This is a genomic window from Pantoea piersonii (genome assembly GCF_003612015.1).
In the GTDB taxonomy this organism is placed as follows: Bacteria; Pseudomonadota; Gammaproteobacteria; order Enterobacterales; family Enterobacteriaceae; genus Pantoea; species Pantoea piersonii.
The window spans coordinates 275,544-298,827 of sequence record NZ_RARB01000005.1; the positions used below are offsets into that span (position 1 = coordinate 275,544).

Consider the following 23,284-nt stretch of genomic DNA (forward strand, 5'->3'; position numbering starts at 1 on the left):
GCTTAAGCGCAACGCCTCGCCTGGTTGCGCCCGCTATGTTTCGCCAGATAGAGCGCCTCGTCCGCCTGCTCGATCAGCGCCTGCGGCTCCGGGCGGTCTTTTTCCGGCAGAAAAGTGGCGCATCCCGCGCTCAGGGTGACATGGGCGGCGATGGAAGAGGAGTCATGCGGAATATTACGCGCGCTGACCGCCTCCACAGCCGCGCTGGCGATATTTAACGCATCCGGCCCCGTCGCGCCGGGCAAAATAATGGCGAACTCTTCGCCGCCATATCTCGCCACCTTGTCGGTACTGCGCAGCGGCAGCGCTTTCAGCGCGCTGGCGACCGCCTTCAGACAGGCATCGCCAGCAACATGGCCGTAGGTGTCGTTGTAACGTTTGAAATAGTCGATATCCATCAGGATGAGCGACACCTGCTGATTTTTTTCCGCCGCGTCGAGCAGGCTTTGCTGTAAAAACAGATCGAACTGGCGGCGGTTCGCCAGCCCGGTCAGGCCGTCGGCGTGCGCCAGGTTTTCCAGCGAAAGATTAGCCGCCGTCAGCTCGTCGCGCAGGCGAGTCAGCTCCTGCTGATAGCGCAGACTGCGTCTCGCCTGACCAAGAATATAAGCGCCAAGCAGCATAATCCCCGCCAGCAACGCCAGATCGAACAGTACATATTCAACCTGCCCTTTAAGCCACTTTTTCAGCAGGTCGTGTTTATCGTAGCCTGCCGCCACCACCAGCCCATAGCGCTCGGCGCGGGCAAAACCGAAAATACGCGCCTTGCCGTCCAGCGCCGCCCGCCACTGGCCGCTTCCCTTATCCGAGCTGGAGAGCATGGCCTGAAAAAGATGGCTGGATGAGAGGTTTTTGCCAATAAAGCTGTCGGGCATCGGCCTCGCATAGAGCACCGTGCTGTCCGCCAGCATCAGCACCAGGACATCCTGCGGGCCCAGCTCATAGTAACTGTAGTAGTGACGAAAATAGTCGACCCGAATGGTGGCGAGCAAAATGCCGTTGAAGCCGCCAGAAAGGTCATTGACGCGCAGCGATACCGGTATCACCAGCTCGCCGGTGCTGCGGCTGCGCAGCACCGGCCCGATATGCACGCTGTCACGCGGATTCACGCGGTGAAAGTGGAAATATTCGCGGTCGGCGTTATTAATTCCTTTGGGGATGTGCGCCGCAGAAGTGGCGAGCCATTTTCCATCGGCGCTGTAGTAAAAGAGACCGTGTAGCTGCGGTAGTCGGCTCGCCAGCTCCTGCATGGTATGGCTGAGTGCGGCGTTGTCGACGCCAGTCGCCATCTGGCTCATCAGCTGATGCTGCACCTGACGTAATGACAGCTCCGTCTGCAATATGGTGTCATCCGCCTGGCGCGCCTGGGATACAGAAAGGTTTTCCGCCATCTGTTCAGCCTGAATAATGGTATCGCGCCAGGCTTCACGCATTGTCCAGAGGTTAAGCCCGATAACCGCCAGCGTGAGCACCAGCCCGGCCAGCGCGATGCTTCTGGGCAGCGAGCGATTTAACGCTATCGCTCGATCGCTTCTCCTTTTCAGTTTCATGTCCCGCCTCTCTGAAATACTTCTGATAAGTTAAGCATACAGAAGCCTTAACGCGCAGTAAGCAGAGCGGGCTTCTGCGAGTCGGCGGTGAGGGCGCGGCGCATCACTTCCTTAAGATCAAAATCAACAGCTTAAATAAAATATTCACATTTCATCTCGTTACTCGCTAAGTCGCTAATTCCAAAGGACACCTGCACCCGAAAAAGCCAAACGGTAAGTAAAACAATATTTTATGCTGTATTAATTTCGCGGCGACAGGTTCAGACTGGATATTCATCCACTGTGCGAAGCGGTGGCTATTCGCTCTCCGTTCAAGGACAGCATATGACCTACTCATCTGAAACCATCTGCGCGATATCGGGAGCCGCTCTTCTTAATCTGAAGCGCTGGTACCGTAGCGGATTCATTAATAAATATGTATCCGGTAACGAATGGTCTGAGGCGCAGCTTCAGGACGTGCTGGATATGACACGTCTTACCAGCCAGGGTGCCACCATCCGCGAGATCAGAGCCGCGCAGGAGACCGAGCGCCCGTTGCGTACCGGCGGCTGGGCGGCGCGACGCGGCGATATGCTCTGGCAGCTGGAATATGGCAGCGAGCAGTCGCTGAACGTATTACTGCGCAAGCTCGCCAGTAACTTTACCGGCGACGATTTCGTGTTACAGCTTCTGCTGCCGCTCAATCAGTGGCTGCGCGACGACGTGCGCGCTGGCGCAGGCCGACGCAGAGAGCGCTTTCACCGCCTGATTGTCGCCCATGCGGGCAGCGCGATGCGTAACGCTACGCGCACCGCCGCCGTCCCGCTGCTGCTGGAAAGCCTGAGCGAACAAAATAAAACCGAGATCTGGCTGGAGGCGATCAGACTGAGCCGCCAGGGTTTCTGCGTCGAAGTCCGGCATTTTAGCGCCGTCCATCAGCCCGCCTCTTCTCATCAGCATCATCTTTTATGGTGTGGCGCAGGCCTGACGGAGCTGATGCATCAGCACTATATGACGTATCTGGATAAAGGCCATCCGGTATTGCTCTGTGGCCCCGATCGCCGTGTCCACCATCTCTTTCCGCAAGTGCCCGCGGTCGCCTGAGCGGCCGCCTTCCCTCTTTTACCTGCCGTTATCTTCAGACGCTGAATCAGGCTGTAACGATTACACTTACTGAGTCCCTTTCACCAGGAGGTTATTATGTCTCAGGTTCCCCTTCGCTATCGTCTTGGCGATGATGAGGTCGGCCGTGTGGGTTATGGCGCGATGCAGCTAGCGGGTCCCGGCGTCTTTGGCCCGCCCAAAGACGAGGCGCGTGCGCTACAGGTGCTGCGCGATGCCATCGCGGCAGGCGTTCGTCATATCGACACCAGCGATTTTTACGGCCCGCATCTGACCAATCAGCTGATCAAAAAGGCGCTGCATCCCTATCCTGAAGATCTGATTATCGTTACCAAAGTTGGCGCGCGACGCGATGAAAAAGGGGGCTGGCTACCCGCGTTTTCTCCCGACGAGCTGGTTAGCGCGGTAGAAGACAACCTGCGCAATCTCGATCTCGGCGTGCTTGAAGTCGTGAATTTGCGCAGCATGATCAACCCACAAAAACCGGTCGAAGGCTCGCTGATGCCGCAGCTTAACGCGCTGATTGAATTAAAAGAGCAAGGGGTGATCCGCCATATCGGGCTGAGCAACGTCACCGCGCGTCAGGTGGAAGAGGCGCAACAGCTGACTGAGATCGCCTGCGTGCAGAATCTCTATAATCTTGCTAATCGCGAGGATGATGCCCTTATCGACAAGCTCGCCGCACAAGGCATTCCCTATGTGCCCTTCTTTCCGCTCGGCGGCTTCACGCCGTTGCAGTCTACTCAGCTGACCCAGGTGGCGCAGCAGCTTAACGCTACGCCGATGCAGGTGGCGCTTGCCTGGCTGCTGCAACGTTCGCCCAATATTCTGCTGATTCCCGGCACCTCGTCGCCTGAGCATTTGCGGGAGAATCTGGCGGCGGCGCAGCTAACGCTGCCCGACGATGCGCTGGAAATACTTAATGGTATAGGTAAAAAATAGGCCGCTTGCGCGGCCTTTTTATTGTTACCGTAGAGCGCCTGAGGTCTCGACAGGCGCTTCGCACAGCTCCAGCTCGACCGGAATGCTCTTATAAGCGGGGATACCGCTCTCGGTATCATGGCTGTCGAGCGGCACCATCACGTTGGCTTCCGGGTAGTAAGCCGCAACCGAACCAGGGGCCATGTCATACACCACCACGGTAAGGTTATCGAGCCGCCGCCCGGTGCGGTTGCCCTCAGGATCGAGCGCCACCATATTCACTTTATCGCCGACGCGGAACTGACGTTTTTCCGCTTCGTCCGCCGCCATAAACAGCACATCGCGACGACCGGTCACGCCGCGATAGCGATCGTTAAGGCCATAGAGCGTAGTATTGTACTGATCGTGGCTGCGCAGCGTCGTCAGCACCAGATCGTGGCACTTCAGCGAGCGCGGATCTTCATTGATCCCCTGCATCACCTTAAACTGCGCCTTGCCGCTCGGCGTCAGCCATTTACGCTGCGAGGCCGCCACCGGCAGGCGGAAGCCGCCCGGCGTCATGATGCGGTTGTTGAAATCGTCAAACCCAGGGATAACCGCCTCGATAGCGTCGCGGATAAAGCTGTAGTCGCCAATCATCTTATCCCAGTCGACGCGCGAGTTGCGCAGGGTGGCTTTCGCCAGCGAGGCGACCAGTGCCGGCTCCGATTTCAGATAGGGCGAGGCGGGCTTCAGCGTGCCGCGCGAGGCGTGCACCATCGACATAGAATCCTCTACCGTCACGCTCTGCTCACCAGACGCCTGGCGATCGATTTCGGTGCGCCCCAGCACCGGGAACAGATAGTTATGTTTGCCAAGCAGCAGATGCGAACGATTGAGCTTGGTTGCCATATGCACCACCAGGTCGAGCTTGCGCATCGCCTCGAACGTGACCTGCGGATCGGAGATCGCCTCCGCCAGGTTGCCGCCCAGACAGAGCAGCGCTTTGGCTTTGCCGTCGCGCATCGCCTGGATGGCGGCAACCGCGCCATGCCCATGCTTCTGCGGCGGTTTGAATCCAAAGACTTTTTCAATATTGTCCAGCATCCACTGCGGCGGGATTTCGGTGATGCCGACGGTACGATCGCCCTGAACGTTGGAGTGACCGCGTAACGGACAGATACCTGCGCCGCGCTTGCCGATATTGCCGCGCATCAGCAGCAGGTTAGCGATCTGCTGAACATTTTGCGTGCCGTACTGATGCTGGGTAATCCCCATGCCGTAACAGATGATGGTGTTTTCCGCGTCGGCGTAGAGATGCGCAATATTTTGAATCTCTTCAAGCTCCATGCCGGAGACTTTCAGGATATGCGACCAGTCGGTCGCCTCAAGGTCCGCTTTCAGCGCCTCAAAGCCTTCGGTATGTTCGCTGATGAAACTTTCATCCAGCACGCCCGGCTCACCCGCCGCCAGCGCCTTTTCATGCATCGCCAGCAGGCACTTCATGACGCCCTTCAGCATCGCGGCGTCGCCGCCGACGCGAACTTTATAATAGGTGGACGCCAGCTGCGTCGATCCCATCGACAGCATTTCGATCGGGCTTTGCGGCGAGGTAAAACGCTCAAGGCCGCGCTCGCGCAGCGGATTGATCGCCACGATCGTTTTGCCGCGTTTCGAAACGTCGCGCAGCGTTGCCAGCATGCGCGGATGGTTGGTGCCTGGGTTATGGCCGATACAGAGCACTAAATCGCAGTGATCGAAATCTTCCAGCTCGACGGTGCCTTTGCCCACGCCGATTGATTGCGGCAGCCCGACGCTGGTCGGTTCGTGACACATATTCGAGCAGTCGGGGAAGTTATTGGTGCCATATTCACGCGCGAACAGCTGCCAGAGGAAGGCCGCTTCATTGGAAGCGCGGCCCGAGGTATAGAATTCGACGCTGTCGGGATCGTCATAGCTTCGCAGCAGTGCGCCGATTTCGTTAAAGGCAGTTTCCCATTCAATGGGCTGGTAGGTATCGCTGGCCGCGTCATATTTCATCGGGTGCGTCAGTCGCCCCTCGCCTTCCAGCTCAAAGGCGTTGCGATGCCACAGCTCGCTGACGGTATGGGCAGCGAAAAATTCTGGCGTGGTGCGCTTGCTGGTCGCTTCCCAGGAGACCGCTTTGGCGCCGTTTTCGCAAAATTCAAATGAGGAGCGGTGCTGTGGGTCGGGCCAGGCGCAGCCCGGGCAATCGAATCCTTCCGGCTGGTTAACTTTAAAGAGCGCTATCACATCCTGCTTAACCGACATCTGACCGCGAATCGCATCCGCTACCGCTTTCAGCGCGCCCCAGCCCCCTGCCGAACCGCCATAAGGCGCAATACCAATATTTCTGTTTTGATGTTTCATATGACGTTGCTCTCCAGTGCTAAACCTTTTTAGCGTAGGCGAGCAGACTGCGACTGCGGCGGCAGCAAAGCTAAAGATGTTAAATTTTTTCTTTCAGGATGTTACCGCGTTTCGTATAACAGGCTTGCCGCAGGCCAGGTAGCCGATACGATAGAGGTCGCCCGGCACTACTGGCATCTCGCTGGCGAAATCGACCTGAAGCAATGACTGGCCCGAAATATCCCAGCCCACCAGCGCCGCTTCCAGATCCAATGCGCTCAGGTCGCTATAGGGTGCCACCGGCACAGGCCGCAGCGTGACAAAACGCGCATCACGCAGCGTCTCGATCGGCGGCGTTTTCATTCCCAGCCAGGTACGGATGGCTGGCCAGCCAAAATCCTGTGCAAGCCTGGCGAAACCGGGGCTTTGTAAAAACTGCATTATCCCGGCGGGATCGCGCCAGAGATAGAGCGGCGCGTAACGGTTCTCTTTTGCGCCACAGTCGCGCCGCGCGTAGAGAAAAGCTTTAAATACCAGGCCGGGGAAGCCATCAAACTTCGCGCCGTTTTCAGCGATGCGCCGCTCAATAATGTCCATGTCGTAGTCTGCCGACAGCGTGAAACGGTATTGCATCAAAATCATAGCGCCTCCTGGGAAAGCATTCTGCCGTTGCTGAAACTCCAGTCGCTCGCGGTGTTGAACTGGATGATCACCATGATGTCGTCAGGATCGATTTGCAGCTGCTGCGTCAGTCGCTGCGCCAGCGTGCGGCAGAAGGCGGACTTTTGCGCCGCCGAACGCGGCCTCCCGGCCAGCAGCGTAAAGAGGATGAAATCGTCGCTGCGCGTGCCACTCAGATAGTGTCTGTCATAAATACGCTGCGCGGCGGGCAGCTTTTCCACAATCTGAAAGCGATCTTGTGCAGGAACATCGAAAGCCTCCACCAGCGTGTTATGCAGGATGTCTGAAATCAACGCGATGCGGGATGCGCTGACGTCCTTATGAAGCGTGATGCGGGTCAGCGGCATGGGCTTTCCTCCTCTGGCAGTTCGTCCTTTGACAAATGGTGCAGCGCAGTCACGGCGGCAGGCCAGCCGGCATAGAAAGCCAGATGGGTAAAGGCCTCGCTCATTTCGCTACGGCTTATCCCGTTTTCTCCGGCGAAGCGGATATGCCAGGGAAGCTGTTTCTCGCGCCCCAGCGCAGCCAGACACGCCAGCGTAATCAGGCTGCGCTCGCGCGGCGTCAGAATGCCTCGCTGCCAGATATCGCCGAACAGCAGGTCTTGTGTGATTTCAGCCAGCTTTGGCGATACCTGCGTAAGAGTGTCTCGATCACGTGTTTTATTCATTGCCGCTCCTTATTTATTGTTCAGCGTCAGTGTCGCCTTCTGCTACTATCCTGAAAATCGAATTATTCAGAACCGTACATCCCGATTTTCAGGACGCTATGAACAAAATCCCGCTCTCTCTGGATATGGATGCGCTGCGCAGCTTCGTAGCGGGCATCGAATACGGCAGTTTCGCGCTGGCTGCCGAGCGGCTCTGCCGCTCAACTTCCGCCGTCAGCGCGCAGCTAAAAAAGCTGGAAATGCAGTGCGGCACCGGGCTGGTGGTGAAGCAAGGCCGCAAGCTCGCACTCACGCCCAGCGGCGAGATGTTGCTGAGCTATGCGCGCCGCCTGCTGGCGCTCAATGACGAAGCGCAGCGCGCCGTTCGCGGTGAAATGCTGCAAGGCGAACTGCGTATCGCTATGCAGGAGGATTTTGGGGAGTCTTTGATGCCAGGACTGTTGAGTCAGCTGACTCGTCAGCATCCGGGACTCAGCATCACCGCGCGCATTGACCGCAACCGCGCGCTGCGCCAGGCGGCGACAGAGAAACAGGTGGATATCGCGCTGCTGTGGCAGCCTGAAGAGGCGCTCGCGGAGAGTGAATTTTTAGGAGAGTGTCCGCTGGTGTGGATCGCCTCGTCGCAGATGGAGGTAAAGGCGCTGCTGGCGAGCGGTGAACCTTTACCGCTGGTGATGTTTGATGCGCCCTGTCAGATGCGCACCCGCGCCATCGCCGCGCTGGATCGCGCCGGCATCGCGTGGCGCATCGTCTTTACCAGCCCGAGCCTCAGCGGTATCTGGGCGGCCGTTCAGGCTGGTCTGGGCATTACGCTGCGATCGCCCATCGGCCTGCCGCGTAATCTGCAGATCGTCGAGGCGCCTTTGCCTGCGGCGGGTCGTATCGGTATTACTTTGTGGCAAAACCACAGTCTGACTTCTGAAGCGCAACGCGTGCTGCACGATTCCGTTTACGCCGCGCTGGTTCCTTCGCTGCTGCGTTAAAGTTTCCTTACGCAAACAATTTGGTTTAAATATGTTTCCCGCACGTAAGGTTAAGCCTTTTATATAACTTAACCTTTGCGCAGCAGTTTAATTTACGTAGTGATAATTTTCAGCGGCTCTTTTGTTTATAACATCAACAAAAAGGGCGTTTAATTGCCTGTTTCTTCTTCGGTTACGCTTTTTTACCGTGGCTGAAAACCCGCTGAACGCTACGCCGTCACATCGCTTTAACACAGGCGTCATCAGGCTCGCGCATGCTTTCCCTGTTGGCGACGGCCTCAGAAACGATTGTTTTTAAATAAGCGCAAACAAATCTAAACAAAATAAAAGATTGAGCCCGAATCGCAAAAGCTCTATATTGGCCGCGCCTAAAATCAGGTAACCCGTTTTTTTACATTTATTCAACTGCGGCACACGCGATTGCCTCGGTTGTAGGAGAGATATGATGACGGATAAAGTCCGTATTGATTCTTTAGATGCCACTTCAAACGCAAACAATGAAACCTATTTGGCCCGTCAGGCTGAGTTCGAATCAAACGTCAGAAGTTATCCCCGCAAGTTACCGTTAGCGATTACCCAGGCTAAAGGCGTATGGATTACCGACGCCGACAATAAAGAGTACCTCGACTGCCTGGCAGGCGCGGGTACGCTGGCGCTGGGTCATAATCATCCTGACGTATTGCAGAGCATCCAAAATGTCATTACCAGCGGCTTGCCGTTACATACTCTCGATCTGACAACGCCGTTAAAAGATGCGTTCTCTGAATACCTGCTGTCGCTGCTGCCAGGTCAGGGTAAAGAGTACAAGCTGCAGTTTACCGGCCCGTCCGGCGCAGACGCCGTTGAAGCGGCGATCAAGCTGGCGAAAAAAGCGACCGGCCGTTCCGGCGTGATCGCTTTCTCTGGCGGTTACCACGGTATGACTCACGGCGCGCTCTCGGTAACGGGCAACCTGTCGCCGAAAGAAGCGGTAAACGGCATGATGCCGGAAGTGCAGTTTATGCCTTATCCGCACCTCTACCGCTGCCCGCTGGGCATTGGCGGCGAAGCGGGCGTGAAAGCGCTGACCTACTACTTCGAAAACCTGATCAACGACGTTGAAAGCGGCGTGCGCAAACCTGCGGCGGTGATTCTGGAAGCCGTTCAGGGCGAAGGCGGCGTGAACCCGGCACCGGCCGAGTGGCTGCAGCGCATCCGCAAAGTGACCGAAGAACACGGCATTCTGCTGATCATCGACGAAGTGCAGGCGGGCTTCGCGCGTACCGGTAAGTTCTTCGCTTTCGAACACGCAGGCATTCAGCCCGATATCATCGTGATGTCTAAAGCTGTCGGCGGCGGCCTGCCGCTGGCCGTACTCGGCATTAAAAAGCAGTTCGACGCCTGGGCGCCCGGCCACCATACCGGTACGTTCCGCGGCAACCAGCTGGCGATGGCGACCGGCCTGACCACGCTGAAGATCCTTAAAGAGCAGAACATCGCGGATAAAGTGGCGCAGCAAGGCGAGTGGCTGAAAGGCAAACTGGCCGAAATGCAGAAGCGTTTCCCGGTTATCGGTCACGTCCGCGGTCTGGGTCTGATGATCGGTATTGAGATCGTTAAGCCGAACGAAGCCAAAGATCAGCTGGGCTGCTATCCGGCAGATGGCGACCTCTCTGCGCTGCTGCAGAAGAAATGCTTCGAATCTGGTCTGATCCTTGAGCGCGGTGGTCGTCACGGCTGCGTGCTGCGTCTGCTGCCTTCCCTGCTGATTACCAATCAGGAGCTGGAAGTGTTCCTCGACAAGTTCGAGCAGGCGCTGCTGGCCGCTGGCGTTCAGCCGGTTTAAGTGGAGCGGGATTAAAATGTCTGAATTAAATCCGATCCTCGCGGGTTCGGCGCAGAGCATCGAAGCCTACCAGCAGGTGATTGAGCAGAGCAGCAAAGCGGTCGTCGAGTGGCTGAAGCAGCCTGAGATGTATCAGGGTAAAACCGTCGCTGAACTGCGTGAGCGTATCGCGCTGGACTTCAACCCGACCGGCCTGGGCAACCAGGCCGCCATCGAGCGCGCGGTCGAGTTCTTCCTGAAAGACAGCCTGGCGGTACATCATCCGCAGTGCGTGGCGCACCTGCACTGCCCGAGCCTGGTTGTCAGCCAGGCGGCGGAAGTGCTGATCAACGCCACCAACCAGAGCATGGACTCCTGGGACCAGAGCCCGTCGGCCACCATCATTGAGATGAAGCTGATCGAGTGGCTGCGCGCCCAGGTCGGCTATGAAGCGGGCGATGCGGGCGTGTTCACCAGCGGCGGCACCCAGAGCAACCTGATGGGCCTGATGCTGGCGCGCGACGCCTTTTTCGCGCGTCAGGGCCACTCTGTGCAGCAGGATGGCCTGGTTGGCGACCTGCGCAAGCTGAAGGTGTTCTGTTCCGAAAACGCCCACTTCTCCGTACAGAAGAATATGGCGCTGCTCGGCCTGGGTTACCAGTGCGTCACCCAGGTGAAAACTGACGAATACGCCCGTATGGACGTCACCGATCTGGCGGAAAAAATCGCCCAGGCGAAAGCCAACGGCGAACAGATCCTGGCGATTGTCGCCACCGCAGGCACCACCGATGCCGGCGCGATCGACCCGCTGCGTGACATCGCCGCGCTGGCGGCCCAGAATAATATCTGGGTACACGTCGATGCGGCCTGGGGCGGCGCGCTGCTGCTGTCGGAAAAATACCGTGACTATCTGGACGGCCTCGAGCTGGTGGACTCCGTTACGCTCGACTTCCACAAGCAGTATTTCCAGACCATTAGCTGCGGCGCGTTCCTGCTGAAAGATGCGGCGAACTACGAGCTGATGCGCTATCAGGCTGCCTACCTCAACTCTGAGTTCGACGAAGAGGCGGGCGTGCCGAACCTGGTTTCTAAATCTCTGCAGACCACGCGCCGTTTCGACGCGCTGAAACTGTGGATGGGTCTGGAAGCGCTGGGACAGAAGCAGTACGCGGCGATCATCGATCACGGCGTTACGCTGGCACAGCAGGTCGCGAAATATATCAGCGCGCATCCGCTGCTGGAGCTGGTAATGAAGCCGCAGCTGGCGAGCGTGCTGTTCCGCTTCCACCCGGAAACGGGCTGCCGCGATCTCGCCGAAACCGCGCTGCTTAACCAGCGTATCGGCGACGCGCTGCTGGAATCGGGCCGCGCCAACGTTGGCGTCACCGAGCACAACGGCGTAACCTGCCTGAAGCTGACGCTGCTTAACCCGACCGTGACGCTGGAGGATGTTAAAGTCCTGCTGGCGCTGGTGGAGAAAACCGCGAAGCCGCTGGTGGGCTAACCGCCAGACGCTGAAAGCGAAAGCCGGTAATGAAAATTACCGGCTTTTTTATTGCCCCGGGTTTACTCCTTCGGCTTACCGAACAGCTCAGGCGCCCATAAACTGGGATCGACCTCTTTAAACTGCGCGCGGATAAAGTGCTCTTTCAGGTGATAAGGCACCGTGCAGTCGAAGATAGTTTTGCTGGTGGTACCTTTTGCCGTCAGGCGCGGATCGTAGAACGGCTGCTGCGACGGATCGAGAACATGGCCCGCGACGCCCGGCACAAACAGGGTATCGAGATCGCCAACATAGCGCGTCTGCATCGCCCAGAGCACGTCATCGGTGTCGAAGAGATCGACATCCTCATCCACCAGAATCACGTTTTTTAACTCTCGATAGACCGCCAGCGCAATCAGCGCCGCCTGCCGCGTCATGCCGTCATCCCCTGCGTTGCGTTTTTGCACCTGCAGTACCGCCAGGAACTTCCCGCCGCCTGCGCTATGGGCATAGACGTTTTTCACCAGTCCCGGCAGCGCGTCTTCGCATTCAATATGGATGCTCGCCTCGGTGGGGATCCCCGCCAGGCTGACGTGCTCTTCGCCCGGCCCTACCAGCGTTTGCAGGATGGGGTTGCGCCGCGTGGTGATCGCCTTCACTTTGATAACCGGCAGCGCGGGATTGGCTTCGCCGGTGTAGCCGGGGAATTCCGGCATCGCCTTGCCGGTATGACTGTTTTGATCCTCTTTAACGCGCACGCCCGGCAGGATCTCCCCTTCAATCACCACCTCAGCGCGCGCAATCGCCCGCTGATTAACGCTCAGACACTCTACCAACTCCACCGGCTTGCCGCGCAGGCCGCCCGCTACGCACAGCTCGTTGAAACCGAACGGTGTGGTCGGCGCTTCGAACTCCGCGCCGATGTAGATAGCCGGATCGAGCCCCATATTGATCGACACCGGCAGCGGTTTGCCTGCCGCCTCCGCTTTCTGACGGAAAGCGTCGATATGACGCCCCGGCGCGAAGAAAATAGAGAGCTCATCTTTGCTCTGTACGCAGAGGCGATGAATGGTGACGTCTGCGTTATCGCGATCGTCAGGATCGCTGCCGAGCACTAGCCCCAGGCAGAAAAAGGGGCCAGCGTCTTCGCTGGTATTGGTTGGCGCGGGCAGGATCTTGCGCAGATCGAAACCCGCATCGTCGGCACGATAAACCACCTCCTGACAGGGCGCCTGGGCTTTATCGACCATCACCGGCGGCGTCACGTTCTTACGCGCTTCCGCCATCTGTATACCCAGTTCGCGCACCGGCGCGCCCAGCAGCGCGCTGACACGCTCGCGGCTCGCCATCAATCCCACCAGTACACGCGCGTCGGGAAAGCCTTTAATCTTATTGAACGTCATCGCCGGGCCGATGCGCGTCGGGCGCATCACGGTACCGCCTGCGCCGATATAGCGATAAACGCCCGCCAGTTCAGCGTTCGGATCGACCTCGCGATCGGTTTCAATGTAGTGACCCGGCAGGGTTTTAAGCAGTTCAATAGCGGAGCGCAGATCGTTAACCGGCGGAACATGCCAGCCCTGCGGATGCGATTCGCCGGGTTTGACCAGCCGCCAGGTGGCGGGTTTTTTCTGTGGCATAGCAGCTTCTCCTTAAGCGGTTTCCAGATACGTTTTCAGCTGAAACAGCACTTCTCCCCAGTAGGTGTTGCAAAACGGCAGGTGCGGATCGTCCACGGCCCATTCGCCATGCGTGAGCGCAACCAGCGTGCGGCCATCCTCAAGATCGGAGAGCTGAAAAGAGAGGGTTTTCCCGGCGTGGCTGTCGGTTTCAATCAGCGAGGTCTGAACAATGCGTTTGTCTTGCTCAAGCGTCTCTGTACGCCAGCTAAAGTGGGTTTCCGGTTTCGGCCGCAGCGTCAGGATTTTACCTGCGGCAATTTCCCCTTCGATTTCACCTGCATGCCAGGCGGCCATCTGTTCGATATCGGTCAGTGCGGAGAACACCGCCGGGCGCGGCGCGGCGATCTTAATCGCATGATGAAGCGTGATCATAATAACCTCGCAGGATGAGGCCCTGGCGGGCCGGTAAGCAGGGAGCACAACTGATGAAAGTATAGGCAGGTCATCAGCCGCGTCCGTCAGAGTTACGTTTTGATATGTAACAAAATTCCTGATGTACGCTTACCGGCTTATTCACCTGGAATGATCAGCGTCTTACAGCGAAAGCGGTTCCTCTCACTTTCATCAGGGTCAGCGCCATAGAGGCCAGCGCCAGCAGAATAAGGATCGCGCCCAGCGCAGCCATGGCGTGAAACCCCGCCAGCCGAAACAGCCAGAGCCCGGCGATGCCGCCGCCCAGAAACGAAAAGATCGTCGTCAGATGCGTTTTTAACTGCTTCTTTTGCGCATGCGCGTTTTTCGACGGATCGCGTCGCAGCATGGCGCTGAGCACAGACGCCAGCGAGATGCCCGCATCGGTCAGGGTGCCGGTAATGTGAGTGGCGCGCACGCGCCCGTTAGATAATTGCGTCGAAGTGGCGTTATGTACGCCCATCAGAAAACCCAGCAGCACCAGTATTTCCCGGTTATTGCCGGAGGAGTAGAAAAAGATTTCGAACAGCGACAGAGACAGCAGCGCAACGCCTTCCACCGTCAGCACCTGACAAAATATGGTGCGCAGATTGTGTTTAAGGCCAGCGATAACCGCCAGTCGCGCCGTTACCGCACCCGCGACAAAGGCAAGCAACAGGCAGCCGAGAAAAGTAAGGTCGCGCAGATCGCTGTTATTCACTTCGCTGGAGAGCTGCGACGTATTGCCCGACATATGTGAAGGAAAAAAACCAAATGCGCCCAACGCCATGGCATTCAGCAAACCGGCCGCCGTCGCCAGCCAGACAGCAAGATAACGGTCTTCAGTATGCGATCGCTCTCGCTTCATTTTTATTAACATGCACGCTTCACCTTTTATTAATGCCTGAGATTAAGCGTAGGGAGGGAAGCGATCCTTGTCGCAGCGTGAAACTAAAAGGAGTGAATAAAAACGTTAGTTAACTTCAATAAAACGGCGTTATCTCAGTTACTGTAAAGGCGCGACAGCGTTAAGAAAAAGTCAATCAGCGGCGGGAGCAATAGTGCGCCAGCCGCAGGAATGGCTGGCGCTGAGGGTAACGCTTAGCGGCGGGCTCTTACCACCTGATACCGACGCGTGAGGTATTCCACCGGCGCGCTCCAGACGTGAACCAGACGCGTGAAGGGAAACACCAGGAAGATCGTCATACCGAGGATCAGGTGTACGCGGTAAATCCACTCTACCCCATCCAGCCAGTGCGAGGCGTTGCCCTGGAAGGTCACGATCGCCTGCGCCCAGCCGACCAGCTTCATCATGCCCACGCCGTCGAGATGCTGCATGGAGAAGAGGATCGAGGTCAGGCCCAGCGTGCACTGCACCACCAGAATACCGATGATGACGATATCGGCGCGTGTTGAGGTGGCGCGGATGCGCGGGTTAAGCAGACGACGTTTCAGCAGCAGGAAACCGCCCACCAGCGTCATGATGCCGAAGACGCCGCCTGCGCCCATGGCGATTTTCTGCTTGGTGGCGATAGCGAGGAACGGCTCATACATCCAGTGCGGCGTCAGCAGGCCAAACAGGTGGCCGAAGAAGATGCCAAGAATGCCGATATGAAATACGTTCGAGGCGAAGCGCATGCCCTTTTTATCCAGCATCTGGCTGGATGAGGCGCGCCAGGTGTACTGACCGTAGTCATAACGCAGCCAGCTTCCGACAAGGAAGATGGTGCCGCACAGATAAGGGTAAATATCAAAGAACAACACATTTAAATAGTGCATCAGGCTGTTCCTCCAGCGGAGAGATCAAGATATTGCGGCGCGGTTTCGTCGCGAAAGCGCCGCTGATGTTGCTGTTGCGCCGAGCTGTCGCAGGCGTTGTTATCGATAAACTTCACCTGCTCCTCTTCCCAGACCGCATCCATCGCGGCGGGCGTATCGTCACGCGTCTCGCTGGCGACCTGAGCCGCCACGCTTTCGCTGCTCAGCGGGCTGTTCGCCACCTTCAGCAGCGTATCGAATAAGGCGCTGAAGTCGCTGCCGCGCTCTTTCAGGCGCCCGCCGATCAGCGCCAGGATTGGCGCGACATCCAGCAGTCCCTGCTGCGCCTCAGCCTCCGGCTGCAGGCTGAGATACTCCAGATAGAGCGGCAGGTAATCCGGCAGTTCGCGGCAGTCCAGCTCCAGTCCGGCGCGCTCATACTGCGCCATCAGATCGACCATCGCCTGACCGCGATCGCGCGACTCTGCATGCACATGCTCAAACAGCAGCAGCGAGGTTGCGCGGCCGCGTTCGAACAGCGCGCACCATTCCGCCTGCATATCCAGCGGCGGCGTGGCGAAGTAGCGGTCAATAAAGGGCAGCAGCGCCGGATCCTGCGCGCTGACCGGTTCGCGAACGTCGTCCTGCAACGGCCAGAGCGCCTCGTCGGGATACTCCAGCAGCAGGGCGACAACTTTAATCAGCACCATTATTCGCCTCCCGCTTTATCGCCGATATTGATCGCGTCAATACGACGGCTGTTGAACAGGTTGAATTTGGTGTCGCTGCCGTGGCAGCCGTCGCCAAAGGTAAAGCCGCAGCCGTTGCGCTCCGGGAAAGCTTCGCGCGCCAGTTCGCGATGGCTGGTGGGGATCACGAAGCGGTCTTCGTAGTTAGCGATCGCCAGATAGCGATACATCTCTTCTACCTGCGCCTCGCTCAGGCCCACCTCTTCAATGGCGCGCGTGTCGGTCACGCCTTCCACGCTCTGCGCGCGTTTGTAGTGACGCATCGCCATCATGCGCTTCAGGGCGCGCAGCACCGGCGCGGTATCGCCAGCAGTCAGCAGGTTGGCGAGATACTGCACCGGAATACGCAGGCTTTCGACGTCCGGCAGCACGCTGCTCTGCGATACCAGTCCGCCCGCATCTACCACTGACTGGATCGGCGACAGCGGCGGCACATACCAGACCATCGGCAGCGTGCGATATTCAGGGTGCAGCGGCAGCGCCAGTTTCCAGTCCATCGCCAGCTTCCACACCGGCGACGCCTGCGCGGCATCAATAACGTTTTGCGGGATGCCCTGCTTCAGCGCCTCTTCGATCACCTGCGGATCGTTGGGATCGAGGAAGACGTCGCACTGACGTTCGTAAAGATCGGTTGCGTGCTCGGTGCTGGCTGCTTCGGCGATCTTGTCGGCGTCATACAGCAGCACACCGAGATAGCGAATGCGGCCGACGCAGGTTTCCGAGCAGACGGTCGGCATACCCGACTCAATGCGCGGATAGCAGAAGATGCATTTTTCCGACTTGCCGCTCTTCCAGTTGAAGTAGATCTTTTTATAGGGGCAGCCGCTGACGCACAGACGCCAGCCGCGGCATTTGTCCTGGTCGATCAGCACAATGCCGTCCTCTTCGCGCTTGTAGATCGCGCCGCTCGGACAGGTTGCCGCGCAGGCGGGATTCAGGCAGTGTTCACACAGGCGCGGCAGATACATCATGAAGGTGTTTTCGAACTGTCCGTACATCTCCTTCTGCATCGCATCGAAGTTTTTATCCGCCGAACGCTTGCTGAACTCGCCGCCGAGGATCTCTTCCCAGTTCGGGCCGCCGTGGATTTTGTCCATGCGCTGCCCGCTAATCAGCGAGCGCGGGCGCGCCGTCGGCTGGCTTTTGCCCGCTTTGGCGGTGTGCAGATGCTGGTAGTCGAAGGTAAACGGCTCGTAGTAATCGTCAATGCCCGGCACCACCGGATTGGCGAAGATTTTCATCAGTATCGAGGAGCGGTTGCCGAGGCGCGGCTCCAGACGGCCTTTAATGTTGCGGATCCAGCCGCCGCGCCATTTTTCCTGATCTTCCCAGGCGTGGGGATAGCCGACGCCAGGTTTCGTTTCCACGTTATTGAACCAGGCGTATTCCATCCCTTCGCGGCTGGTCCAGACGTTTTTACAGGTGACGGAGCAGGTATGACAGCCGATGCACTTATCGAGATTTAACACCATGCCGACCTGAGAGCGGATTTTCATTTTGTCGCCTCCTGTACCTGATCGCGGCCTTCATCATCCAGCCAGTTCACCTTGTTCATCTTGCGCACCATAATAAATTCGTCGCGGTTGGAGCCGACGGTGCCGTAATAGTTAAAGCCGTAAGCCAGCTGGGCGTAGCCGCCGATCATATGGGTCGGTTTCGGGCAGACGCGCGTCACGGAGTTATGAATACCGCCGCGCTGGCCGGTCACTTCCGAACCCGGGATATTCATCAGGCGCTCCTGCGCGTGATACATCATGGTCATGCCCGCCGGGACGCGCTGGCTGACCACCGCACGCGCCGTCAGCGCACCGTTAGCGTTGAACACCTCGATCCAGTCGTTATCCTCAATGCCCAGCTCTTTCGCATCCGTTTCACTCATCCAGACAATAGGGCCGCCGCGTGACAGGGTCAGCATCAGCAGGTTTTCGCTGTAGGTGGAGTGAATGCCCCATTTCTGGTGCGGCGTCAGGAAGTTGAGCGCCTTCTCCGGGAAGCCGTTAGAGGGGATATGACCCAGGTTCTGCACGCTGCGCGTATCGACCGGCGGACGGTAGGCGCAGAACGCTTCGCCGAAGGCGCGCATCCACGGGTGATCCTGATAAAGCTGCTGGCGGCCAGAGAGCGTGCGCCATGGGATCAGCTCATGCACATTGGTGTAACCGGCGTTGTAAGAGACATGCTCATCTTCCAGGCCTGACCAGGTCGGGCTGGAGATGATTTTGCGCGGCTGCGCCTGAATATCGCGGAAGCGGATCTTCTCTTCCTCTTTCGGCTGCGCCAGATGGGTATGGTCGCGGCCGGTAAACTCGCCCAGCGCCTGCCAGGCTTTAACCGCTACCTGGCCGTTGGTTTCCGGCGCCAGGGTTAAAATCACCTCGGCGGCGTCGATAGCGCTGTTGATCATCGGCTGGCCTTTGGCGACGCCGTCCGCTTTGGTGTAGTTGAGACGGCGCAGCAGATCGACTTCCTTATCGGTGTTCCAGCTGATGCCTTTGCCGCCGTTGCCCAGTTTTTCCAGCAGCGGCCCGACAGAGGTAAAGCGTTCATAGACGGCGGGATAGTCGCGCTGCACGCTGATAATCTGCGGCGCGGTCTGACCGGGGATCAAATCACATTCGCCTTTTTTCCAGTCGCGCACCTCGCCTGCCGCCAGCTCGCCGGGGGAGTCGTGCTGCAGCGGTTGCAGCACCACGTCGGTCTCTTCGCCAAGATGGCCGACGCAAAGTTCCGAGAAGGTTTTCGCGATGCCTTTATAGATTTCCCAGTCGCTTTTCGATTCCCAGGCGGGATCGACCGCGGCGGAAAGAGGATGAATAAACGGATGCATATCCGAGGTATTCATGTCGTCTTTCTCGTACCAGGTGGCGGTAGGCAGCACGATATCGGAGAAGAGACAGGTGCTGGACATACGGAAATCGAGCGTGACTAACAGATCGAGCTTGCCTTCCAGCGCGGCGCTGCGCCACTCCAGCTCTTCCGGGCGCTCATCCTCATCGCTCAGCGGCTCGCCCTGAATGCCGCTCTCGGTGCCGAGCAGATAGCGCAGCATATACTCATGGCCTTTACCCGAGGATCCGAGCAGGTTTGAGCGCCAGATAAACATATTGCGCGGATGGTTGTTGCCGTTGTCAGGATCTTCGCACGCCATACGCAGCTTGCCGGACTTCAACGCCTCGACGGTCCACGCCTGTTCAGACTGCCCGGCGCGTTTCGCCTCTTCGGCGATGCGCAGCGGGTTGATGCCAAGCTGCGGCGAGGATGGCAGCCAGCCCATACGTTCGGCGCGCACGTTGAAGTCAATCAGCTGGCCGCTGAACTGGCTGGCGTCGGCGAGCGGCGACAGCAGTTCGCTGACCTGCAGCTTCTCGAAGCGCCACTGACTGGCGTGGTTATAGAAGAACGAGGTGCTGTTCATCTGGCGCGGCGGACGGTTCCAGTCAAGCGCGAACGCCAGCGGCGTCCAGCCGGTTTGCGGGCGCAGTTTCTCCTGGCCGACATAGTGTGCCCAGCCGCCGCCGGTCTGACCGACGCAGCCGCAGAACACCAGCATGTTGATCAGCCCCCGGTAGTTCATGTCCATGTGATACCAGTGGTTCATGCCAGCACCGACGATGATCATTGAGCGTCCGTGCGTTTTGTGCGCCGTCTCGCCGAACTCGCGCGCGATTTTTTCAATCTGGCTGCGCGGCACGCCGCAAATCTGTTCCGCCCAGGCGGGCGAATAGGCGCGCACGTCGTTGTAGTCGCGCGCGCAGTTAACGTCGTCAAGGCCGCGATCCAGGCCGTAATGGGCCAGCGTCAAATCATAGACCGAGGCGACCGGCAGCTGGCGTCCATCGGCCAGCGTCAGGATTTTGACCGGCACTTTATGCAGCAGCACTTCATCCTGTTTCACATGGCGGAAATGCGGGTTTTCGATGCCGCCGAAGTAAGGGAAAGCGACGTCCATCACCGCATCGCGCCGATCGAGCAGCGAGAGGGTAAGCTCAATCGCCGTACCCGCCGCTTTCGGCTCAAGGTTCCATTTGCCCTTTTCGCCCCAGCGGAAACCGATCGAACCATTCGGCACAACCAGATCGCCCTCCTGGTTACAGGCCACGGTTTTCCACTGCGGGTTGTTCTCTTCGCCGAGGCTGTCGGCGAGATCCGCCGCGCGCAGCTGGCGTCCGGGTACATAGCTGCCATCTTCGCGCGGTTCCAGCAGTACCAGCATCGGCATATCGGTGTAGCGACGCGCGTAGCTGAGGAAGTAGTCGCTGGGGTTTTTCAGGTGGAACTCGTTCAGGATAACGTGGCCCATCGCCATCGCCAGCGCGCTGTCGGTACCCTGCTTCGGCGCCAGCCACTGATCGCACAGCTTGGCGACTTCTGAATAGTCAGGCGTGATAGCAACCGTTTTGGTGCCTTTGTAACGCACCTCGGTAAAGAAGTGGGCGTCCGGCGTGCGCGTCTGCGGCACGTTGGAGCCCCAGGCAATAATGTAGTTAGAGTTGTACCAGTCGGCGGATTCAGGCACGTCGGTCTGTTCGCCCCAGGTCATGGGCGACGCCGGCGGCAGGTCGCAATACCAGTCGTAGAAGCTCAGGCAGGTTCCGCCAATCAGCGACAGATAGCGCGTCCCTGCCGCATAGGAGACCATCGACATGGCCGGTATCGGCGAGAAGCCCGCAATGCGGTCTGGACCATAATGTTTGATGGTCCAGATATTGGCGGCGGCAATCAGCGGGTTCAGCTCTTTCCAGCTGGCGCGCACGAAACCGCCGCGGCCGCGCTGCGATTTATAGATTTTGCTCTTTTCGCTGTCCGCCATAATGGCGTTCCAGGCATCGACCGGGTCGCTGTGCTGCGCCAGCGACTCGCGCCACATCTCCAGCAGCACCTTGCGCACCAGCGGATATTTCAGCCGGTTGGCGCTGTAGAGGTACCAGGAGTAGCTGGCGCCGCGTGGGCAGCCGCGCGGCTCGTGGTTGGGCAGATCGGGGCGCGTACGCGGGTAGTCGGTCTGCTGCGTTTCCCAGGTGACTAAGCCGTTTTTGACGTAGATTTTCCAGCTGCAGGAGCCGGTGCAGTTAACGCCATGCGTCGAGCGTACGATTTTGTCATATTGCCAGCGCTGCCGGTAACTGTCTTCCCAGTCACGGTTGGTGTTATAGACCTGACCGTGCCCCTCTGCGAAGCTGTCGCCTTTCTGTTTGAAATAGCGGAAGCGGTCGAGAAGTTTGCTCATTGCGCATCTCCAGTATGGTTAGTGCTCATTGCTCTGCTTAGTTGTTATTGGTTTTGCGACGGCCATACAGCAGCCAGGTCAACAGCAGACAAACGATGTAAAAGACCAGAAAAATTTTCATGGCGCCGACGGGCGAACCGGTCAGCGTGAGTGAGGTACCGAACGCTTTCGGGATAAAGAACCCACCCACCGCGCCCAGGGCGGAAATAAAGCCCAGCGCGGCCGCCGTATCGGTTACCGCGGCATGTTGCGCCTCTTCCGCGCTACGACCCTGCGCAGTCATGCGGTCCATGGTGATTTGGCGGAAAATCACCGCGATCATCTGGAAGGTTGAGCCGCTGCCGAGTCCGGCGGTAAGGAACAGCCCCATAAACACCACATAGAAGCTCAGGAACGAGCCGCCGGAGGTGCCGGGCAGGGTCAGGAACAGCAGCGCGGAGAAGATCGTCATCAGCAGGAAATTGATGGCCGTTACGCGCACGCCGCCGAATTTGTCAGAGAGAAAACCGCCTGCCGAGCGCGCCAGCGCGCCGAGCAGCGGGCCGAAAAAGGCGAGATGGATAATGTCCACCTGCGGAAACTGCGTTTTCGCCAGCATGGCGAAGCCCGCCGAAAAGCCAATAAAGGATCCGAAGGTAGCCAGATAGAGCAGCCCCAGCGTCCAGAGGTGTCCCTGCTTCAGCACCGGCAGCTGTTCGCGCAGCGAGGCGCGCATGCCAGCGATATCGTTCATTCCGTTCCAGGCGGCGATAGCGGCGATGGCCAGCAGCGGCACCCAGATCCAGGCCGCATTCGCGAGCCACAGCTGGCTGCCATCCTCCAGCGTCGCGCCGCCTACGAAGAACGGCACCACGATAATCAGCGGCGCAATCAGCTGCATCACGCTGACGCCCAGGTTGCCCAGGCCGCCGTTAATGCCGAGCGCCGAGCCCTGTTTGCTTTTGGGATAAAAGAGGCTGATATTGCCCATGCTTGACGCGAAGTTAGCGCCTGCCAGACCGCAGAAAAGCGAAATGATGATAAACACACCATAAGGCGTGTTGGGATTCTGAACGGCGAAACCCAGCCAGACGCAGGGAATGATCAACACGGCGGTGCTGATCACCGTCCAGAGACGACCGCCGACTACCGGCACGACAAAAGAGTAAGGCACGCGAAACAGCGCCCCGGAGAGAGAAGGCAGAGCCGTTAACAAGAAGAGCTGATCGACGGTGAAATTAAATCCCACCCGGTTAAGGTTGACCGCCACGGTGCTGAACAGCATCCAGACGCAGAACGCGAGCAGCAGCGCGCCAACGGAAATAATTAAATTACGCCGGGCAATATGTTTGCCCTGGCTTTCCCAGAATTGTTTATTTTCCGGCGCCCAGTTTTCAAGTGCGCTGTGCCTGGTGTGCGTGGAATGAGGTTTTACGCTCACATATCCTCCCAATAAGCAGCAGACGGATCTCTCCCGCTGTCTGCGAGTAGTATTTAAAATTAATAAATGAGAAACTGAATAAATCCGTATTTATACGAATCTGAATGATAATCAGATGACGACGCCAGAAACGTTTTGCCTTTAATAAAGAAATAGCGGTTAAATCAGGCGTCGTTATTCGGCGAAATATTCCGTCCTGTAGAATAGGTAATAAGCCTATCGCAGCAGGCCGTAAAAACAAGAGGATTTGTAGGGGCTTTTATGATTCAGCGCAAAGCAACGCTGAGTTGAGGAATAAGGGGTACAGAGTTAACTACCTAATTTTAGGTATATTTTAGCAGCCTTAAAATAGATGACCAGTTGCGCCGCAAGTCAATTTGATAAAAATCAAAGAAAATGGCAATAAAAGTCAGAAATCGCTTTAAGCTGCCCTTCCCTGAATCCTGTCCTTTAATACAAGAAAAAAATCAGAAAGCTTTTCGAGGGGAATAAAGATTCTTATCCACGGGCTACCGC

At 57.9% G+C, this 23,284-nt stretch carries 18 protein-coding genes; 5 read left to right on the forward strand and 13 right to left on the reverse strand.

Annotation, left to right across the window (positions count from 1 at the left end; all coding sequences use genetic code 11):
• Positions 1–2: 2 nt before the first annotated feature.
• Positions 3–1,550: a GGDEF domain-containing protein gene (locus tag D7S44_RS15515; protein ID WP_120456359.1), complete on the reverse strand. Its 1,548-nt coding sequence runs from the start codon at positions 1,548–1,550 to the stop codon at positions 3–5.
• A gap of 324 nt (positions 1,551–1,874) precedes the next feature.
• On the opposite strand from D7S44_RS15515, the gene D7S44_RS15520 reads away from it, so the two are divergent.
• Both D7S44_RS15520 and D7S44_RS15525 read left to right on the forward strand, forming a co-directional pair.
• A complete protein-coding gene (locus D7S44_RS15520; RefSeq protein ID WP_120456361.1) occupies positions 1,875–2,633 on the forward strand; it encodes a hypothetical protein in 759 nt (252 codons plus the stop codon).
• 96 nt (positions 2,634–2,729) lie between these two features.
• Positions 2,730–3,593: an oxidoreductase gene (locus D7S44_RS15525; protein ID WP_120456363.1), complete on the forward strand. Its 864-nt coding sequence runs from the start codon at positions 2,730–2,732 to the stop codon at positions 3,591–3,593.
• 24 nt (positions 3,594–3,617) lie between these two features.
• Here the strand turns inward: D7S44_RS15525 and D7S44_RS15530 are convergent, their stop codons facing one another.
• The 4 genes from D7S44_RS15530 to D7S44_RS15545 form a co-directional block, all read right to left on the reverse strand.
• Positions 3,618–5,942 (reverse strand): FdhF/YdeP family oxidoreductase, encoded by a 2,325-nt coding sequence (locus tag D7S44_RS15530; protein ID WP_120456365.1) that lies wholly within the window; start codon positions 5,940–5,942, stop codon positions 3,618–3,620.
• A gap of 93 nt (positions 5,943–6,035) precedes the next feature.
• Positions 6,036–6,563 (reverse strand): DUF4865 family protein, encoded by a 528-nt coding sequence (locus tag D7S44_RS15535; RefSeq protein WP_120456366.1) that lies wholly within the window; start codon positions 6,561–6,563, stop codon positions 6,036–6,038.
• Positions 6,560–6,949: a tautomerase family protein gene (locus D7S44_RS15540; protein ID WP_120456368.1), complete on the reverse strand. Its 390-nt coding sequence runs from the start codon at positions 6,947–6,949 to the stop codon at positions 6,560–6,562. The genes D7S44_RS15535 and D7S44_RS15540 overlap by 4 nt, the downstream gene beginning before the upstream one ends.
• Positions 6,940–7,272, reverse strand: a complete 333-nt coding sequence (locus D7S44_RS15545) for a carboxymuconolactone decarboxylase family protein (RefSeq protein WP_120456369.1) — start codon at positions 7,270–7,272, stop codon at positions 6,940–6,942. The genes D7S44_RS15540 and D7S44_RS15545 overlap by 10 nt, the downstream gene beginning before the upstream one ends.
• Positions 7,273–7,370: 98 nt before the next feature.
• Between D7S44_RS15545 and D7S44_RS15550 the strand changes: the two genes are divergently transcribed.
• From D7S44_RS15550 to D7S44_RS15560, 3 genes are all read left to right on the forward strand, one after another.
• A complete protein-coding gene (locus D7S44_RS15550; RefSeq protein ID WP_120456371.1) occupies positions 7,371–8,255 on the forward strand; it encodes a LysR substrate-binding domain-containing protein in 885 nt (294 codons plus the stop codon).
• A gap of 442 nt (positions 8,256–8,697) precedes the next feature.
• Positions 8,698–10,080 carry a diaminobutyrate--2-oxoglutarate transaminase gene (locus D7S44_RS15555; RefSeq protein ID WP_120456372.1) on the forward strand — a complete coding sequence of 461 codons (1,383 nt, stop codon included), beginning with the start codon at positions 8,698–8,700 and terminating at the stop codon, positions 10,078–10,080.
• A gap of 16 nt (positions 10,081–10,096) precedes the next feature.
• A complete protein-coding gene (locus tag D7S44_RS15560; protein ID WP_120456374.1) occupies positions 10,097–11,563 on the forward strand; it encodes a pyridoxal phosphate-dependent decarboxylase family protein in 1,467 nt (488 codons plus the stop codon).
• 62 nt (positions 11,564–11,625) lie between these two features.
• Here the strand turns inward: D7S44_RS15560 and D7S44_RS15565 are convergent, their stop codons facing one another.
• The 8 genes from D7S44_RS15565 to D7S44_RS15600 form a co-directional block, all read right to left on the reverse strand.
• Positions 11,626–13,182, reverse strand: a complete 1,557-nt coding sequence (locus tag D7S44_RS15565; RefSeq protein ID WP_120456376.1) for a UbiD family decarboxylase — start codon at positions 13,180–13,182, stop codon at positions 11,626–11,628.
• A gap of 12 nt (positions 13,183–13,194) precedes the next feature.
• The gene (locus D7S44_RS15570) at positions 13,195–13,596 is read right to left on the reverse strand and encodes an SRPBCC domain-containing protein (protein WP_120456378.1); all 402 of its coding nucleotides are present in this window, start codon (positions 13,594–13,596) and stop codon (positions 13,195–13,197) included.
• 154 nt (positions 13,597–13,750) lie between these two features.
• Complete coding sequence (locus D7S44_RS15575) at positions 13,751–14,494, reverse strand: YoaK family protein (protein ID WP_120456379.1); 744 nt, start codon at positions 14,492–14,494, stop codon at positions 13,751–13,753.
• Positions 14,495–14,715: 221 nt separating this feature from the next.
• Positions 14,716–15,396 carry a respiratory nitrate reductase subunit gamma gene (narI, locus tag D7S44_RS15580; RefSeq protein ID WP_167456978.1) on the reverse strand — a complete coding sequence of 227 codons (681 nt, stop codon included), beginning with the start codon at positions 15,394–15,396 and terminating at the stop codon, positions 14,716–14,718.
• Positions 15,393–16,082, reverse strand: a complete 690-nt coding sequence (narJ, locus tag D7S44_RS15585; RefSeq protein ID WP_120456383.1) for a nitrate reductase molybdenum cofactor assembly chaperone — start codon at positions 16,080–16,082, stop codon at positions 15,393–15,395. Before narJ ends, narI begins: the two co-directional genes overlap by 4 nt.
• The gene (gene narH / locus D7S44_RS15590) at positions 16,082–17,617 is read right to left on the reverse strand and encodes a nitrate reductase subunit beta (protein WP_120456384.1); all 1,536 of its coding nucleotides are present in this window, start codon (positions 17,615–17,617) and stop codon (positions 16,082–16,084) included. The genes narJ and narH overlap by 1 nt, the downstream gene beginning before the upstream one ends.
• Complete coding sequence (locus tag D7S44_RS15595; protein WP_120456386.1) at positions 17,614–21,348, reverse strand: nitrate reductase subunit alpha; 3,735 nt, start codon at positions 21,346–21,348, stop codon at positions 17,614–17,616. Before D7S44_RS15595 ends, narH begins: the two co-directional genes overlap by 4 nt.
• 37 nt (positions 21,349–21,385) lie before the next feature.
• Entirely contained in the window at positions 21,386–22,768 is a 1,383-nt protein-coding gene (locus D7S44_RS15600) for a NarK family nitrate/nitrite MFS transporter (protein ID WP_120456388.1), read from the reverse strand.
• Positions 22,769–23,284 lie beyond the last annotated feature (516 nt).